Here is a 16,973-nt window from a genome sequence, read left to right as displayed (position 1 = left end):
CTCAGGCCCCCGCGGGTGCGGTCGCGGTCAGCGTGCCCGGGCTGCCTGCTCGGCGAGGCGCCGCGCCTCGGCGTAGTTCGCCCGCGCGAACGCGTCCCACTGCTCCTCCACCTGCGCCTGGCGGGCGGGAACGGGACGGTCGGGCCGAACGGGCTGGAAGGCGCCGGCGAGCTGCGGGTCGAGCGACTGCTCCTCCGTGACCGGCACCGCGCTCGCCTTCGCGCGCGCCTCGGCGACGAGCCTGCGGCCCTCGGCATTGTCGCGCCGCGCAAGCTGTGCCTCCGCGGCGTGGATCGCCTTCCACGCCTCGCGCAGCTCGTTCAGGCGGAAGGTGATCATCCGGTCGAACAACGAGTTGATGAGCTCGTAGCGCTGCTCGGATTTCTCGGAATCGAAGGTGAGCCGCGCGCCGAGCGAGCTGTCGGTGAACGGGTTGGGGAAGCCGGCCGGCGCCTTGGCATAGGTTTCGGCGCGCACCGGAAGGCGCATGATCTTCGGGTCGAGCATGATCTCCTGCCCCTCTGGCGAGAGCAGGAACTCGATGAAGGCCGCCGCGGCGCGTGGGTTCTTCGCGCCGGCGACGATGCCGATATTGGCCGGCACCAGCGTCGTGACCGAGGGGTAGACGAACTCGACGGGGAAGCCCGATGCCTTCGCAGCGAGGCCGAAGAAGTCGATGACGATGCCGAGACCGTACTGCCCGCTGTTGACCGCGTCGGGAACGCCGAAGGACCGGTCGGAAACGGAGGCGAAGTTGCCCGCCATCGCCAGCAGAAGCGCCCAGCCCTTCTCCCAGCCCTCGCCCTGCAGGATGGTCTCGACCGTCAGGTGCGTGGTGCCGGAGCGGGAGGGGGCGGAGATGCCGACATGTCCGGCATACACGGGCTTGGCGAGGTCGTCCCACTCCTTCGGCACCGGCAGGTTGTTCGCGCGCACGTAGCGCGTGTTGTACATGATGCCGTAGCCCGAGGCCGCGAAGCCGAAGAAGTAGCCATCCGGATCGTTCACCGGATAGGCGCCGATCTTCTCGGCGATGCCTGTGGCCTGCGGGCGGTAGCGCTGCAGGAGCTCGCCCTTCTTGAGCACCTCGAAGGCATCCGGCGCCGATGCCCACATCATGTCCGGCGGGCTCGAGCGCGTCTCGCGGATGAAGGCGACCGCGGCGGTCGTGTTGCGGTTCTGGATCTCGACCTTCGTTCCCGGATGCTTCCTCTCGAACGCCTGTACGACAGGCGTCGTCAGGTCACGCGGGAAGGAGGTGACGACGACGAGCCGCTCCTCGAGCCCCTGCGCCGTGGCGCGGCCAGCGCCGACGAGCGCTGCGGCGGCACCGCCTGCGAGCACACTCCGTCGTCCGTGCAATGCGGTCTTGATCATCGTTTCCCTCCCTGGCAGGCAACTTTTGGCAGCGTTCGCCGACCTGATCTCGCGTGGCAGGAATGCCCCCGCCCGCTGCGGTGGAGAGGCCGCGCGAGCACACACCTGCCATCCTCGGGATGGGAGAGCGACGCCTCTGGCTTTCGTAGCCGCGGCGTCATAAAAGCGCAATATAACTGTAACACGCCTCGGCGATGACGCTCCCTGCGTTTGCAGAGCGGCATGCCGGGTTCGGTTGCCGGGGCAAGCAAGAAGGGGGAGGACCATCATGGCCAGACTTTCCATTGCCATGTGCGGAGCCGGGCTGATCGCGCTCGGTGTCGCTGCGGTCGCAAGCCACGCACCGGTGGCAGCGCAGGCCGCTGCGTGCTCGAACCGTGGCGCACTCGATGACGCCTATTGCGACGACAACCGCGATCTCGTGGCCGATCCGCCGAAGGAGGAGCGTCAGTTCCGTGACCCCTCGGCGCTCGTCTTCGCCTACACGCCTGTCGAGGACCCTGCGCTCTACGCGAGCCAGTTCAAGCCGTTCATGGACTATCTGACGCAGTGCACAGGCAAGCGGGCCGTCTACTTCCCGGTGACGTCGAATGCCGCGCAGGTCGAGGCGATGCGCTCGGGGCGGCTGCATATCGCGGGCTTCTCGACCGGCCCCACCGCGTTCGCCGTCAATCTCGCGGGCGCGGTTCCGTTTGCGGTGAAGGGCAAGGAGGATGGCTATGAGAGTTACAAGCTCGCGGTCATCGTGCGCGCCGACAGCGACATCCGCCAGATGTCGGACCTGAAGGGCAAGCGCGTGGCTCACACCTCGGCCACCTCGAACTCGGGCAATCTCGCACCCCGCGCCTATTTCCCGGATCTCGGCCTGGTGCCGGATCAGGACTATCGCGTCATCTACTCTGGCGGGCATGACCGCTCGGTGATGGGCGTCAACAGCGGCGACTACGATGCCGCGCCAGTCGCCTCCGACGTCTACAACCGAATGGTCGCGCGCGGCCAGGTGCGCGGCGACAATTTCCGCATCATCTGGGAAAGCGCGCCGTTCCCCACCTCCTCCTTCGCCCATGCGCATGACCTGCGGCCGGAGCTCGTCGAGAAGATCAAGCAGTGCTTCTACGATTTCCGGTTCCCCGAAGACATGAAGCGCGACCTCGGCGGCAATGACCGTTTCGTTCCCGCGACCTACCTCAAGGACTGGGAGCCGGTGCGCTTCGTCGCCGACAAGGTGAACGCGCCCTACACCCGCGCGGCGTTCGACGTCGAGGCGCGGCGCGAGGCGGAGGCCGAGGCACGGAGGCGTGCGGCACGCGAGCAGCAGCAGCGCCAGCAGCAACAGCAGCAGCCGGGCCGGACGCAGTGACCGGCCGATTGCCCGCATGACTGGGCACACAGGCGCGGCCCTCGAGATCAGGGGGCTGAGCAAGGCGTACGTCGCCGGAAAGCCGGTTCTGCACGGCATCGACCTCGAGGTGGAGGGGCAGGGAATCACCGCGGTGATCGGCCCCTCCGGCACCGGGAAATCGACGCTGATCCGCTGCATCAACCGGCTCGTGGAACCATCGGCGGGCGAGATCAGGCTGCATGGCCAGGATCTCGCCCGGCTGCGCGGCCGGTCGCTCCGGCTCGCGCGGCGCCGCATCGGCATGGTGTTCCAGGAGTACAATCTCGTCGAGCGGCTGACCGTGATGGAGAACGTGCTCTCCGGCCGCCTCGGCTACGTGCCGCTGTGGCGGGCCTGGCTGCGCCGCTATCCGTCGGAGGATGTTGCCCGCGCCTTCACGCTGCTCGACGCGGTAGGGCTGCCCGAGCATGCGACGCGCAGGGCCGATGCGCTGTCCGGCGGGCAGCGGCAGCGCGTCGGCATCGCCCGCGCGCTGATGCAGGAGCCGGAGCTGCTGCTTGCCGATGAGCCGACCTCGTCTCTCGACCCGAAGACGTCGGTCGAGATCATGGAGCTCATCGCCACGCTCTGTTCCGAGGCGGGCATCCCCGTGATCGTGAACATCCACAACGTCGCGCTCGCCAGGCGCTTCGCGCGCCGCATTGTCGGCATGGCGGGGGGCAGGATCGTGTTCGACGGCCCGCCGGAGGCGCTCGAGGACAGCCATCTCGTCGATATCTACGGCGGAGAGGAGTGGCTGTGAGCGGTGCCGAGGCTGCTCGCCGCGCGTTCGCGCCGAACTGGCAGGGGCGCGCTGCCCTCGCGGCCCTCGCGATCTACAGCGTCTACGCGGCCTCGCAGCTCGATATCGGGCTCGAGCGGATCTGGCACGGCTTCAGCGAGGCAGGGGCGTTCCTCGGCCGCATGGTGCCGCCGAACTTCACGCGTTGGCAGCTGCTGCTCGACGGCATGCTCGAAAGCCTGCAGATCGCCTTCATCTCCTCCGCCGTCGGCATCGTGCTGTCGCTCCCCATCGCGCTGCTTGCCGCGCGCAACCTGATGCCGTGGTGGGTCTCGGCCCCCGCGCGGGCGTTCATCGGGTTCTGCCGGTCGTTGCACTACGTGATCGTTGCCATCCTGTTCGTCAAGGCGATCGGCTTCGGCGTCCTGGCCGGCATCTGCGCACTTGTGGTCGCCTCGATCGGGTTCATCTCCAAGCTGTTCGCGGAGGCGATCGAGGAGATCTCGCCCAAGCAGGTCGAGGCCGTCCGGGCGACGGGCGCGGGGTTCGCTGCCGTCCTGCTCTATGGCGTGCTGCCGCAGGTGGCCTCCCGCTTCGTCGGGTTCTGCATCTACCAGATCGATTCCAACCTCAGGAACTCGACCATGGTGGGCATCGTCGGCGCGGGCGGCATCGGCGGCACGCTGTTCGCCGCCTTCAAGCGTTTCGACTACGATTTCGTCGCCGCCATCCTGCTCGTCATCATCGCGCTCATCTTCGCCGCAGAGCTGGTCGCGACGCGCGTGCGGGCCGCCTTGCGATGACCGGCATCGCAGGACCGATCGCCCGCGAGCTGCGTGGACCGACCGCGCCACTCATGCGCGAATGGACGCGATTCTCGCCGCGCCAGAGGCTTGCCCGATACACCGTCTGGCTCGCGATCGTTGCCGCCCTCGTCTGGTCGGTCAGGAGCATCGAGATCATCCCCGAGTTCCTGTGGGATGCGCCCGAGCAGATGGCCGACCTGCTCGTGCGCATGTGGCCGCCCGACCTCCGCTACTATCCCGACGCGGTCCACGCGGCGCTGATCGAAACCATCCACATCGCCACGCTCGGAACCATCCTGAGCTTTGGGATGGCGGTGCCTCTGGCGCTTCTCGCCTCGCGCGTGATCACGCCGTTCGCCGTGCTGAACGGGTTCGCGCAGCTTCTGCTGGTCGCGTCGCGTTCGGTCAACACGCTGGTCTGGGCGCTCGTGTTCGTCGCCGTGTTTGGGCCGGGCGCCGCGGCAGGCGTGATGGCGGTGGCGTTCCGCTCGATCGGCTTCGTTGGAAAGCTTCTTGCCGAGGCGCTCGACGAAACCGCCTCCGGGCCTGTCGAGGCGCTGCGTGCGGCGGGCGCGCCCTGGGGCTCGGTGGTGCTCAAGGGCTATTGGCCCCAGGTCCAGCCCGCGTTCTGGGGCATCGCGCTGTTCCGGTGGGACATCAACGTGCGGGAGAGCGCGGTGCTCGGCCTCGTCGGCGCCGGCGGCATCGGCGTCGTGCTCGACGATGCGCTCAACTTCTTCCAGTGGGACAAGGCCGCGACCGTCCTGCTCGCGATCTTCGCCGTGGTCATCGTCGCCGAGATCTTCGTCACGCGCGTCCGCGCTCGGCTGATCTGATCCGCGGCGCCCTGCGGGCCCTCATTGCCGCGCGGTCTGCTCGGCGAAGTGCCTGACGAAACGCGCACCGAAGGCGGCGAGCTCCTCGGCAAGCTGCCGGCCCGTCTCGGCCGAGCAGAGCCGCGGGTCACCTGCCCTCACGCCGTTGGGGGCGAGCTCGTCGAGCTCGACGGGAACGTGGATGTCGGTACCCTCGAAGCTCGCCGTCGGAAAGCCCGTCACCGGCATGCCGAGAACGCTCGGAAGCGGCTGCGGTGCCGGGATCATGTCGTGACGGACGAGATCGGGGAAGAAATGCATGTAGAGGCTCGATAGCGGGTCGGCCCCGTGGCCCATCGTCTGCTTCGCCTTCTCCGCGCCGAGGATGCGCACGAGCGGGGCGTTCGTGACGCGCCAGAGATAGAGGCTCGGGATCAGCACCTTGCGCGCGCGGTAGACCGCCTGGCACTCGTCATGGACGGCCTGGACATTGCCGCCATGCCCGTTCAGCACGATCAGCCGGTCGAGCCCATGGCGGAGCAGGCAATCGAGCAGGTCCCTGATCACCGCGCGTAGCGTCGCCTGTGACATCGCCATGCCGCCTGGCATGTGGCCGAAATAATCGGCGCCGCCGAAGGGAAGCGTGGGGGCCACGTAGGTTTCGGTGCCGTCCTCTGTCGCGCGACGGGCGATCAGCTCCGCCATCCTGTCAGCGAGAAGGAAGTCGCCCATCGGCGCGTGCGGACCCTGATCCTCGTGGCTGCCCATTGGCAGCAGGATGATCGGGCGTCGCGCATAGGCCTCGCGCGCCTCGCCACCGGTCAGCTCGGCCATCCTGACCTTGGTCGGCTTCGTCGTCATCCTGCGACCTCCCGAAACATTCCCGTACCGGCACGCTGCTGCCCGTGCAATTGCGGCCATCAACCGTCGCTGTTGTCCAGGGGGAGCCACGCGGCCGCGCGATCGCTTCTTGGCAGGGCGGACATCTTCGCCCACTCTGACCGCGTCCCGCCGGGAGGTCGTGCCGTGTGAGCTGGTTCCTGAAACGCATCGGCTTGTCGATCCTTCTGGTGTGGATCGTCGCCTCGATCGTGTTCCTGGCGATCCACTTCGTCCCGGGCGACCCGGCCGAGCTCCTGCTGTCCACGAGCGGCTTCGCACCCGACCCCGTCGCCGTCGAGGAGCTGCGCCGCAGGCTCGGCCTCGACCAGCCGGTGCTCGTACAGTACGTCAACGACTTCCAGCGTCTGCTGAGCGGCGATCTCGGCCGCTCGATGAAGGACGACAGCCCGATCATCGATGCCATCGCCCGGCGCCTGCCGAGAACACTCGAGCTCATCGTTGCGGCCGGGCTGATGGGCATCCTGATCGGCGTTCCGGCTGGTACCTATGCGGCGATCCGCCGCGGCGGCCTGTTCGACAGAGTCGCCTCGGCCTTATCCGCCCTCGGTCTTGCGGTACCCGTCTTCGTGATGGGCACGCTGATCGTCCTGCTCTTCGCGCAGACACTTCGCTGGGTTCCTGCCGGCGGCTATGTCGCGTTCGACCGGGATCCCTGGCAGCACCTGACGATGCTTGCGATGCCGGCCCTCACGATCGGCCTGCATCTCGCGCCCGTGGTGTTCCGCGTCACCCGCGCAGCGGTACTCGACGTCACCTCACGCGACTACGTACGAACGGCGCGCGCCAAGGGCGTCGGCCCGCCTCGGGTGCTGGTCCATCACGTGGTGCGGAACGCGCTGATGCCGGTCGTCACCGTCGTCGGGCTGCAGCTCGGCGGCCTGCTCGGCGGAACCGTGCTCGTGGAGTTCGTGTTCAACTGGCCCGGCCTCTCCGGCCTGCTCGTGGAATCCGTATCGAGCCGCGACTATCCGGAGGTCGTGGCGATCGTCCTGACGATCTCCATCCTCTTCGTCGGCCTCAACCTGGTGATCGATCTGCTATACGGGGCGCTCGATCCGCGCGTGCGCCGGCGATGAACCGTCGCCTGGCGGTTTCCCTTTCCGGCGTGGGGTTGATTCTTCTCCTCGCCCTTGCCGCTCCCATCCTGCCGATCCACGACCCGCTTCAGATGGCGATCGGCCAGCGTCTCGCGCCGCCGAGCGAGACCTACTGGCTAGGCCAGGACGAGTTCGGGCGGGATGTTCTCGCACGCCTGATCTGGGGCGCGCGCGCGTCGCTGTTCGTCGCCGCCGTCTCGGCGGGCGTCGCGCTCTGCATCGGTACCGCGCTCGGCGTGCTGGGCGGGTTCATGCGCGGCTTCGTCGAGGTGCTGACGATGCGGAGCATGGATGTCGTGCTCTGCTTCCCTCCCATCCTGCTCGCGCTCCTGATCGTGACGCTGCTCGGACCGGGCATCGGCACGCTGATCCTCGTCCTCTCCGTGCTGTTCCTGCCTGGCTTCGTCCGCGTCGCCTATGCCGGCGTCCTCTCCGTGCGCAGCAATGAGTATGTCGAGGCGCAACGCGTGCTCGGCGCTTCGCGCGGGCGCATCATGCTGAGGACGATCCTGCCGAACATCGCGGGGCCGCTGCTAGTCCAGCTCAGCCTTGCCGTCGCCGCGGCGATCGTTCTCGAATCGGGCCTGTCCTTCCTCGGCCTCGGCGTGGTTCCGCCCGCCCCGTCCTGGGGCGTGATGATCCGCGCCGCTCGCGCGGTGATGGACCGCGCGCCGCTTCTCCTGCTGTTTCCCTGCATCGCGTTGACGCTGACGATCTTCGCGATGAACGCGCTCTGCGATGCATTGCGCGACAGCTTCGACCCGCATGCACGCACCCCGCGGGCGCGCGCGCGGCGTGTGGCGGACCTTCTGGCGCCCGGCCTCCTTCCGCCGCCGCGAACCGCGCAGGCCGGCGAGGCCGTGCTCGATGTGCGCGGCCTGACCGTCGAGATCGAGACGCCGGGCGGATCGATCCAGCCCGTCCAGGATGTGTCGGTTTCCGTCGCCGCCGGGGAGACGCTCGCGATCGTCGGTGAGAGCGGGTCGGGCAAATCCCTGACCGGTCTTGCGGCCATGGGGCTGCTTCCCTCCGCCGCCCGCGTCGCCGGGGGGGCCGTGCTCTTCGAGGGCACCGATCTCGCCCGCGCGGAGGAAGCCACGCTTCGCGCGCTTCGCGGCGGCCCGATGGCGATGATCTTCCAGGACCCGATGAGCAGCCTCAACCCCGTGCATCGGGTGGGCAGGCAGATCGCCGAGGCCATCCGCGCGCATCAGACGGCGTCGTGGGGGGAGGCGCACCGGCAGGCGGTGATGCTGCTCGCGAAGGTCGGTATTCCCGATGCCGCGCGGCGGGCACGCTCCTTCCCCTATGAGCTGTCCGGCGGCATGCAGCAGCGCGTGATGATCGCCATGGCCGTCGCCAACGGGCCGCGCCTGCTGATCGCCGACGAGCCGACGACGGCGCTGGACGTGACCATCCAGGCGCAGGTGCTCCAGCTTCTCGCCGACCTCAAACGGGAGAGCGGGCTCGCAATGATCTTCATCACGCACAGCCTGCCTGTGGTGGCCGAGATCGCTGATCGTGTCGCGGTGATGTATGCCGGGCAGATCGTCGAGGAGGGGCGCGTCGTGGATGTGTTCTCCCGGCCGCTGCATCCCTACACGGAGGCGCTGATCGCAAGCGCGCCAGCGGAGGATGGGCCGCCGCCGACGGGCATTCCGGGAACGGTGCCGCCGCCCAACGCGCTGCCTTCCGGCTGCCGTTTCGCGCCGCGCTGCGGGTACCGCATTCCGGCCTGCGAGGCCGCGCCGCCGGCGCTGATGACGCCCGAGCCGGGCCGGGCCACGCGCTGCATCCGGTGGGCCGAGCGATGAGCGCCCCCCTCGTCGAGGCCGAGGGCCTCACCTGCCACTTCCGGTCGACGGCGCTGTTCCGGCGAGGCCCCACCGTGCGTGCCGTGAGCGGCGTGGACATCGCCGTGTCGCGCGGAGAGGCGGTGGGGCTCGTCGGCGAAAGCGGCTCGGGCAAGAGCACGGTCGGCCGCCTGTTGCTCGGCCTTCTCAAGCCGACGGCAGGGAGCGTGCGCTTCGACGGGTGCGACCTCGCGACGCTTGCCACGGCCGAGTTGCGCCTGCTTCGGCGCCGGATGCAGCTCGTGTTCCAGGACCCCTATTCCAGCCTCGATCCACGCCGGCGCGTCGGGGCGCAGATCGCGGACGGTCTGGCCATCCATGATCTCGTCCCGGCATCGGAACGGCCCCGCCGCGTGGCCGCCTTGCTCGACCAGGTCGGCCTGCCCGCCGCGTATGCCGAGCGGTATCCGCATGAGTTCTCGGGCGGCCAGCGGCAGAGGATCGGCATCGCGCGGGCGCTCGCGACCGAGCCCGACTTCCTCGTGGCGGACGAACCCGTCTCGGCGCTCGATGTCTCGATCCAGGCCCAGGTGCTCGCCCTTCTCGCGGAGCTCAGGCCGCGCCTCGGCCTCGCGATGCTGTTCATCAGCCATGACCTTCCGGCGGTGCGGCATCTCTGTGACCGAGTCGTGGTGATGTATCTCGGCCGCGTGATGGAGGAGGGGCCGGCCGACGCTGTGTTCGCCTCGCCGCAGCACCCCTACACCGTGGCGCTCCTGTCGGCCGCGCCGAGCCTCGACCCGACGCGCCGACGAACGCGCATCCTGCTTCGCGGGGAACCGCCGAGCCCGATCAACCCACCCTCGGGCTGCGTGTTCCGAACGCGCTGTCCCTTCGCGATCTCTGCCTGTGCCGATGGCGTTCCGCCACTTCGGCCTGCCGGGCGCACGGGCCAGCGCAAGGCGTGCATCCGTGACGACATCGATGTGTCCGCAATGCCGAGTGCGGTGGTTGACAGCGTGTAGGAATGGTCATGTAGTTCCTGGAGCGGAAGGAACACCCGGAAGAGGACGCCGTCGCAACCCGGTCAAGGGGGAGAGGATGACGAGAACCAGCGGCTTCGCAGGCATTCCGATGCCATTTATCAACCGTCGCGGCGTCCTGCTCGGCGCGGCCGCAACGGCGACGCTGCTCGGCGCGCGTCGCGGCTTCGCGCAGGGCGCGCGCGACACGATCGTGATGGGGCTCGTCAACTATCCACCGAACATCAAGCCGCTCGAGAACACCGGAAGCAGCAGCGGTGCGGTGAAGCTCGCGATCTTCCGCGGGCTCTTGTCGTACAATGCCGACGGTGTCCTCCAGCCGGAGCTCGCCGAACGCTGGACGCCGGACGGGACGACCGCGCATGTCTTCAAGCTTCGCGACAACGCCCGGTTCCACAACGGCGCGCCGGTCATGGCCGAGGATGTCGCCTTCACCATCGGCCTTATCCAGGACCCGAAATACACGGCCTTCCTGCGTGCCGATTTCCAGATCGTCGAGCGCGTCGAGATCGTCGATCCGAAAATGGTGCGGATCGTCCTCAAGGCGCCGAGCGCGCCGTTCCCGCATCTGCTTGCGAGCTATCACGCGCCGATACTCAGCAAGGCCGCGGGAGAGCCCGATGCAGCGAAGCCGATCGGTGCCGGGCCATATATGCTGAAGTCGATGGAGCGGGGCGTTGCCGTCGAGGTCGAGCGCTTCGCCGACTACTATCGCCCCGGCAAGCCGAAGACGCCGCGCATCCGCTTCGTGAACTATCCGGATGAGAACCTGCGCGTCGCGGCGCTGGAATCGGGCGACATCGACGTGACGGAGACGTTGCCGTGGCAGGCGATGGATGGCGTCGAGCGCAATCCGCGCCTGAAGATGGATTCGACGGTGGGGCCGTTCATGTACCTCACCTTCAACACGCGCAGCGGCCCGTTCACGAACGTGAAGCTGCGCCAGGCCGTCGCCTTCGCCTGCAAGCGCGACGATGTCGTGAAGGCGGCGCATTTCGGGCGAGGGCGGCCGCTGAACGGGCTTCCCTATCCCGGCAAGCCGTTCTCCGAGACGCCTGCCAACGACCAGTATCGGCATGACCCCGACATGGCGCGGAAACTGTTGCGGGAAGCGGGATTCCCGAACGGCTTCCAGTGCCGCCTTCTCTCCACCACCAGCCCGACGCTGCACCAGACCACCGCCGAGGTGGTGCAGCAGAATCTCGCCGAGGTGGGCATCCAGGTCGAGCTGGCGCTGACCGAATGGGCGACGCGGACGACGATGGGCAATCAGGGGCGGTACGAGTTCTCGGTTGCCGGCACCGTCGGCGCCTACAACGACCCCGATTCAGTGACGACCTTCATTGGCAGCGGGCCGAGCGCCTATGCACGGTCGTTCGGCTTCTCGAGCACTCGGATCGATGAGCTTCTGACGCGCGGCCGCACCGAGCTCGACGAGGCAAAGCGCATGGCGATCTACGACGAGCTGCAGAAGGCCGCCTTCGAGGAGATGCCGATCGTGGGGCTCACCTGGCGTTCGCAGGCCTACGGCATGCAGCGTGGCCTCGAGGGCTTCCGGAACTTCCCCGGTGCGCTGACCTTCCATTCGCCGATCTCGCTCGAGGATACGGTCAAGACGTGACAGCAACGCTCGCGGCCGGCACCGCCTCGCACCGGGAAGCCGCGGCCGAACGATATCCGACGGTGCCGCCGATGAGGCCGGCGTGGTGGTTCGCCGAAGCCCTCGCGGCGGAGGGAGACGTGCCGCCCTGTCCCGCATTGCGCGGTGAGGCGCAGGCCGACGTGGCAATCGTCGGTGGCGGGTTCACCGGGCTCTGGACGGCGCTCGCGCTGAAGGACCGCAATCCCGGCCTCGATGTCGTGATCCTCGAGGCGGAGACGTGCGGCGCCGGCGCGAGCGGCATGAATGGCGGGAAGGTTCACGGGTACTGGGCCTCGCTCGGCGGCATGGCCGCGCAGATCGGGCCGGACGGCGCGCTTGCCGTCGCCCGGGCCGGCGCACGGGCGCAGGACGGGCTCAGGGCGTTCGTCCGACAGTGCGCGCAGGATGTGTGGTGGCGCGAGGGCGGCAGCATCCGCGTCTCCGCTTCGCCGGCGCAGGACCAGAAGCTCGCCGGCTATGTTGCGACGGCGCAGCGCCTCGGCGTACCGGACTCCGCCGTCGCGCTCTCGGAAGCCGAGGTTCAGGCCCGGTGCGCCTCGCCCGTGATGCGCGGCGGCGTGTTCTTCGAGGAGGGTGCGACGGTCCATCCAGGCAGGCTGGTGCGTGCGCTGCGCGCGGCCGCCCTCGCGCGCGGGGTCCGGATCTACGAGGACGCGCGCATGGTCGGGCTCGACCCTGGCGTGCCAATGCGCGTCCGCACGGCGGGCGGGCAAGTGATCGCGCGGGATGTCGTGCTCGCAACCAACGTCGCTCTGATCGATCGCCCCGGCGTGCGCGAGCACATGACGGTTTTCTCGAGCTACGCGCTGATGACCGACGCGGACCCGGACTGCCTCTCCCGGTTCTGGCCTGGCGAGGAGGGAATCTCCGACCTGAGGATGTTCGTCCACTACTTCCGCAAGACGCCGGACGGGCGGATCCTGATGGGCTCCGGCTCCGGCCCGATCCTCTACGGCGACCGGATCGGGAGCGACTCCGCGCGCTACGATCGCGCCTCCGCCGCTCGCGCCGAGGCGGGGCTGCGACGCTTGCTGCCGGGCTTCGGGCATGTCCGCGTCGCTTCGGTGTGGGGCGGGGCGATTGACGTCGCGTCCGATCGGCTGCCGTACTTCGGAACTGTTCCCGGAACGCGCGTGCATTTCGGGTGCGGCTATTCCGGCCATGGCGTGAACCCGACCTATATCGGCGGCCAATGTCTTGCCTCCCTCGTTCTTGGCCTCCGCGATGAGTGGACGAGCCTTCCACTCTGCACCCGAACGAGGCCACGCCTTCCGCCTGAGCCGTTCCGCTATCTCGGTGGCAACGCGATCCGCTGGGGAATCATGAATTGCGAGATCGCTAAAGAGAGAGGCCAGCGCGGGTCGCTTCCCGCCCGCGCGCTGGCCGCGCTGCCGCGTGCGCTTGGCATGCGCATCGGCGTTCGGTGAATCGGCGCGGCCGCGCAATCGTTTCCGTCACGACGAGGGGTGTTGATGTATCGGATCGGGGTAGACGTCGGCGGAACGTTCACGGACTTCACGGTTTTCGGCGAGGCGGAGGGCAGGGTCTGGTTCTTCAAGGTTCCGTCGACGCCGCATGATCCTTCCGAGGCGATCCAGCTCGGCGTCAGGCAGATCATCGACGCGCTTGCCCTCGACCCGAAGAGCATCACCCATCTCGGCCACGGCACCACGGTCGCGACCAACATGATCATCGAGCGCCGCGGGGTACCGACGGGGTTACTCACGACGAAGGGATTTCGCGACGCGCTGGAAGTGGCCAGGCAGGTTCGACCCAATCTCTACGATTATGGTCAGCGCAAGCCAGAGCCGCTGGTCGATCGCTTCAACAGGCTCGAGGTGAACGAGCGGATCGGCGCGCGTGGAGAGGTCGTCGACCCGCTCGACCGTGTCCAGCTCGACGGGGCCGTCGCGACGCTGCGGCGGAACGGCGTGCAGTCTGTCGCGATCTGCTTCATGCACTCCTATCGCAATCCCGCGCACGAGGCGGTGGCGAAGGAGGCAGTGCAGCGGCTGATGCCCGATGCGTTCGTCAGCGTCTCGTCTGAGGTTCTGCCCGAGTTCCGCGAGTATGAGCGGATGTCGACGACGGTTCTGAACGCCTATGTCGGCCCACGGATGCGGACCTATCTCGACCAGTTCCTCGCCCGCATGCGCGACCTCGGCATCGCCGCGGAACCGTATACGATCCACTCCAACGGCGGGCTCCTCTCGGCGAGGACAGTTGCCGCATTCCCCGTGAGGACATGCCTTTCCGGCCCCGCAGCCGGCGTGGTGGGGGCTGCAGTGATCGGTGCCGCCGTCGGGGCACGCGATCTCGTCACCTTCGATGTCGGCGGCACCTCGACGGATGTATCGCTGATCAAGGACGGGCGGCCCCTCTTCACGTCGAACCGCACCGTTGCCGAGTATCCTGTGAAGAGCCCGATGATCGACATCCATGTGATCGGTGCGGGCGGGGGCAGCATCGGCTGGCTTGATGATGCGGGTGCGCTGAAGGTGGGGCCGCGGAGCGCGGGTGCCGTTCCGGGGCCTGCCGCCTATGACCGTGGCGGCACGGAAGCGACGCTGACGGATGCGAACATCGTGATGCGCAGGCTGAACCCCGAGGCCCTGCTGCGCGGCAGGATGCCGATCAGCTACGCCAGGGCGCATGCCGTGATCGAGGACCGGATCGCGCGCCCGCTCGGCATCTCCGTCGAGGCGGCGGCGCATGGCATGGTGCGCATCGCCAACGCGAACATGAGCCGCGCGATCCGCTCTGTCTCGACGGAGCGCGGCCACGATCTCTCGAAGTTCGCGCTCTTCGCGTTCGGCGGCGCAGGCGCGCTTCACGGCGCGGAAGTGGCGCGCGAATGCGGCATCGGCTCCATGATCGTGCCTCAGGAGCCAGGAACGATGTGCGCACGCGGGGTGCTGCTCTCTCCCCTCAGCTTCGACTATGTGCGGAGCGAGATCATGCCCGCCGGCGAGGAGGCCTGGCGCCGCGTGTGCGAGATCTTCCGCGACATGTGGGCAGAGGGCAGCGCGTGGCTTGACGGCGAGCGCGTTCCCGCCGAGCGGCGCGCCTTCCGCCTTTTCCTCGATGCACGCTATCTTGGCCAGAATCACGAAGTCGTCGTGCCGATGCCTGCCGTCTCGGCCGATGGACTCGACGATTTCCTCGCCCGCTTTCGCCAGGCACACGAGCAGGAATACGGCTATGCCATCGCAGGGCGGACGGTGGAGATCGTGAACTGCCGCCTCCAGGCGATCGGTGATGTTCCGCAGGCCCCGCTGAAGCCGCCGGCCGGTGGTGGCACGCTCGAGGCGGCGCTGATCGACCGGCGTGACGTCTATTTCGGCGGCGTGGACGGCTTCCTCAGGACGCCGATCTACGACCGCGACACGCTGCCCCAGGACGCGACGCTGTCAGGCCCTGCGATCATCGAGGAGATGAGCTCGACGCTGCTCGTGCTGCCCGGACAGATGGCTGCGCTCGATACGGCCGGCAACATCCATGTGAGGAAGCACTCGTGATGCGCCACCCGTCGAGGAGAGGCCGATGACCGGGCCGGTCGCGCGGAAGTTTGACCCGATCGCGATGGAGGTGTTCAGCAACAGGCTACTCTCCATCACCGAGGACATGGGCAACAACCTGATCCGCTCCTCCTTCTCGACGAACATCAAGGAGCGGCGCGACTGTTCGGTCGGGCTTTTCGACGCGCTCGGCAGGCTCGTCTGCCAGGCCACACATATCCCGCTGCATCTCGGCTCGCTGCAGGGAAGCGTCACGGCCGTCCTCGCGCGATACAGCGCCGATACGATCCACGAGGGGGATGCGTTCATCTGCAATGATCCCTACCTCGCCAATGGCACGCACCTGCCGGACATCACCATCGTCACGCCGGTGTTCCATGCAGGCCGGCTCGCCTTCTTCACGGCGAATGTCGGCCATCATTCCGATGTCGGCGGATCCGTCCCTGGTTCGATCGACGGTGGCGCGCGATCGATCTTCTCCGAAGGGATCCGCATCCCTGTCATCCGGATCGTCCGTGCAGGCGAGCTCGATGAAGATCTGCTGAACCTCATCGTGCAGAACACCCGCGAGCCGGAGGAGCGGCTGCTCGATCTCAAGGTGCAGATCGCGACGAACGAGCGCGGGGCTGCGGCCGTTCTGGAACTGGTCGAACAGATGGGGTTCGCGGCCGTCCAGGCCGCGATCGAGGACATCCTCGACTACACCGCCCGGCGCCTGCGCAACCGGATCCGGGAACTCGCGCCAGGCAGCTACAGCTACACAGGCTATCTCGACGACGACGGCTCCGGCGTGGCCGACCCCGTGCCCATCAGGGTTTCCGTGCATGTCGAGGGCGAGGACCTGCATTTCGACTTTGCTGGCTCAGGACCGCAGGCGAAAGGCGCGGTGAACCTCACCTTCAGCGCCCTCGAGGCGGTCGTCTACTACGCCGTGAAGGCGCTGCTCGACCCCGGGCTGATGCCGAACAACGGCATGTTCGCCCCGATCAAGGTGACCGCGCCGTCGGGAACGATCGTGAACGCCGATCCGGGCGGCGCGGTGGGCGCGCGTGCCTCGAGCTGCCAGCGCGTTGCCGGCGCGATCTTCGGCGCGTTCCACGATCTCCTGCCGGAACACAAGCGCTACGCGCAGCACAACAACGCCTGTCCTGCCCTGACCTTCTCCGGACCTCGCGGAGACCGGCCGGGCCGATACGTCTATCTCGAGACGCTCGGGGGCGGTGCGGGCGCATCGCTCGAGCAGGATGGGATGCATGCCATCCACGTCCACATCACCAACACGCAGAACCTGCCTGCCGAGGCGCTCGAGATCGAGTACAGCCTGCTCGTCGAGGAGTATGGCATCGTACGCGACTCGGGCGGCTCGGGCCGTCGCCGCGGCGGGCTTGGCATCGGCCGGCAGATCCGGGCCACGCGGGACGGCACGATCTTCTCCGTCCGCAGCGAAGGCCATGTCGTTCCGGCGGACGGACTTGCCGGCGGCGGCCCGGGCGGAACCGCGAAGCTCTGGAAGAACCCCGGTCGCCCGGGCACGAAGCTGCTGCATTCGAAGGCCGCATTCATCGAACTCGCTGCAGGCGACGCGATCCGCCTCGAGACGCCGGGCGGCGGAGGATATGGGCCCCCCGCGGAGCGGCCGGCCGAGGCGCTCGCGCGTGACCTGCGTGATGACCTGATCTCTCGCGAGAAGGCGGAGCGCGATTACGGGTCGCAGAAGGTCACCGAGGCCGAGCGCATCCTCGAGGCGCGCTCCGGAGCCTGAAGCTGGGCTTGCCGCGGCAGAATTGACGCGGGTCGTGCAACCTTGCGCACCAACTGGCGTTTGCGACGTGTTT

13 protein-coding genes are annotated in these 16,973 nt (G+C 68.2%); 11 read left to right on the top strand and 2 right to left on the bottom strand.

Annotated elements, in window-relative coordinates; all coding sequences use genetic code 11:
* Window positions 1–27: 27 nt before the first annotated feature.
* A complete protein-coding gene (locus tag FIF60_RS02405) occupies window positions 28–1,377 on the bottom strand; it encodes an ABC transporter substrate-binding protein (RefSeq protein ID WP_144183470.1) in 1,350 nt (449 codons plus the stop codon).
* A 268-nt stretch (window positions 1,378–1,645) separates the two neighbouring features.
* Between FIF60_RS02405 and phnD the strand changes: the two genes are divergently transcribed.
* Genes phnD through phnE (FIF60_RS02385) form a run of 4 tightly spaced genes read left to right on the top strand, consistent with a single transcriptional unit; the run spans window position 1,646 to window position 5,142 of the window.
* Window positions 1,646–2,737, top strand: coding sequence for a phosphate/phosphite/phosphonate ABC transporter substrate-binding protein (gene phnD, locus FIF60_RS02400; protein ID WP_239451463.1), 1,092 nt, complete (start codon window positions 1,646–1,648; stop codon window positions 2,735–2,737).
* A gap of 16 nt (window positions 2,738–2,753) precedes the next feature.
* Window positions 2,754–3,521 (top strand): phosphonate ABC transporter ATP-binding protein, encoded by a 768-nt coding sequence (phnC, locus tag FIF60_RS02395; RefSeq protein ID WP_144183467.1) that lies wholly within the window; start codon window positions 2,754–2,756, stop codon window positions 3,519–3,521.
* Window positions 3,518–4,303 (top strand): phosphonate ABC transporter, permease protein PhnE, encoded by a 786-nt coding sequence (phnE, locus tag FIF60_RS02390; protein WP_204251069.1) that lies wholly within the window; start codon window positions 3,518–3,520, stop codon window positions 4,301–4,303. Before phnC ends, phnE (FIF60_RS02390) begins: the two co-directional genes overlap by 4 nt.
* The gene (gene phnE, locus FIF60_RS02385; RefSeq protein WP_144183463.1) at window positions 4,300–5,142 is read left to right on the top strand and encodes a phosphonate ABC transporter, permease protein PhnE; all 843 of its coding nucleotides are present in this window, start codon (window positions 4,300–4,302) and stop codon (window positions 5,140–5,142) included. Before phnE (FIF60_RS02390) ends, phnE (FIF60_RS02385) begins: the two co-directional genes overlap by 4 nt.
* Before the next feature lie 21 nt (window positions 5,143–5,163).
* On the opposite strand, the gene FIF60_RS02380 is transcribed toward phnE (FIF60_RS02385), so the two are convergent.
* Entirely contained in the window at window positions 5,164–5,982 is an 819-nt protein-coding gene (locus FIF60_RS02380) for a creatininase family protein (protein ID WP_144183461.1), read from the bottom strand.
* Between the two features lie 167 nt (window positions 5,983–6,149).
* On the opposite strand from FIF60_RS02380, the gene FIF60_RS02375 reads away from it, so the two are divergent.
* From FIF60_RS02375 to FIF60_RS02345, 7 genes are all read left to right on the top strand, one after another.
* Complete coding sequence (locus FIF60_RS02375; RefSeq protein ID WP_144183459.1) at window positions 6,150–7,100, top strand: ABC transporter permease; 951 nt, start codon at window positions 6,150–6,152, stop codon at window positions 7,098–7,100.
* Window positions 7,097–8,935 (top strand): dipeptide/oligopeptide/nickel ABC transporter permease/ATP-binding protein, encoded by a 1,839-nt coding sequence (locus tag FIF60_RS02370; RefSeq protein WP_144183457.1) that lies wholly within the window; start codon window positions 7,097–7,099, stop codon window positions 8,933–8,935. Before FIF60_RS02375 ends, FIF60_RS02370 begins: the two co-directional genes overlap by 4 nt.
* The gene (locus FIF60_RS02365) at window positions 8,932–9,939 is read left to right on the top strand and encodes an ABC transporter ATP-binding protein (RefSeq protein ID WP_144183455.1); all 1,008 of its coding nucleotides are present in this window, start codon (window positions 8,932–8,934) and stop codon (window positions 9,937–9,939) included. The genes FIF60_RS02370 and FIF60_RS02365 overlap by 4 nt, the downstream gene beginning before the upstream one ends.
* 76 nt (window positions 9,940–10,015) lie before the next feature.
* Entirely contained in the window at window positions 10,016–11,578 is a 1,563-nt protein-coding gene (locus FIF60_RS02360; protein ID WP_158639028.1) for an ABC transporter substrate-binding protein, read from the top strand.
* On the top strand, window positions 11,575–13,047 hold the full coding sequence (locus FIF60_RS02355) for an NAD(P)/FAD-dependent oxidoreductase (protein ID WP_204251068.1): 1,473 nt from the start codon (window positions 11,575–11,577) through the stop codon (window positions 13,045–13,047). Before FIF60_RS02360 ends, FIF60_RS02355 begins: the two co-directional genes overlap by 4 nt.
* A gap of 45 nt (window positions 13,048–13,092) precedes the next feature.
* A complete protein-coding gene (locus tag FIF60_RS02350) occupies window positions 13,093–15,138 on the top strand; it encodes a hydantoinase/oxoprolinase family protein (RefSeq protein WP_144183451.1) in 2,046 nt (681 codons plus the stop codon).
* 25 nt (window positions 15,139–15,163) lie between these two features.
* Window positions 15,164–16,900, top strand: a complete 1,737-nt coding sequence (locus tag FIF60_RS02345) for a hydantoinase B/oxoprolinase family protein (RefSeq protein WP_144183449.1) — start codon at window positions 15,164–15,166, stop codon at window positions 16,898–16,900.
* The last annotated feature ends 73 nt before the right edge of the window (window positions 16,901–16,973 follow it).

Source organism: Elioraea rosea, assembly GCF_007644105.1.
Lineage (GTDB): Bacteria > Pseudomonadota > Alphaproteobacteria > Acetobacterales > Acetobacteraceae > Elioraea_A > Elioraea_A rosea.
Note: the sequence above shows the minus strand (reverse complement) of the source record. Positions and strands in the feature narration are given on the sequence as shown.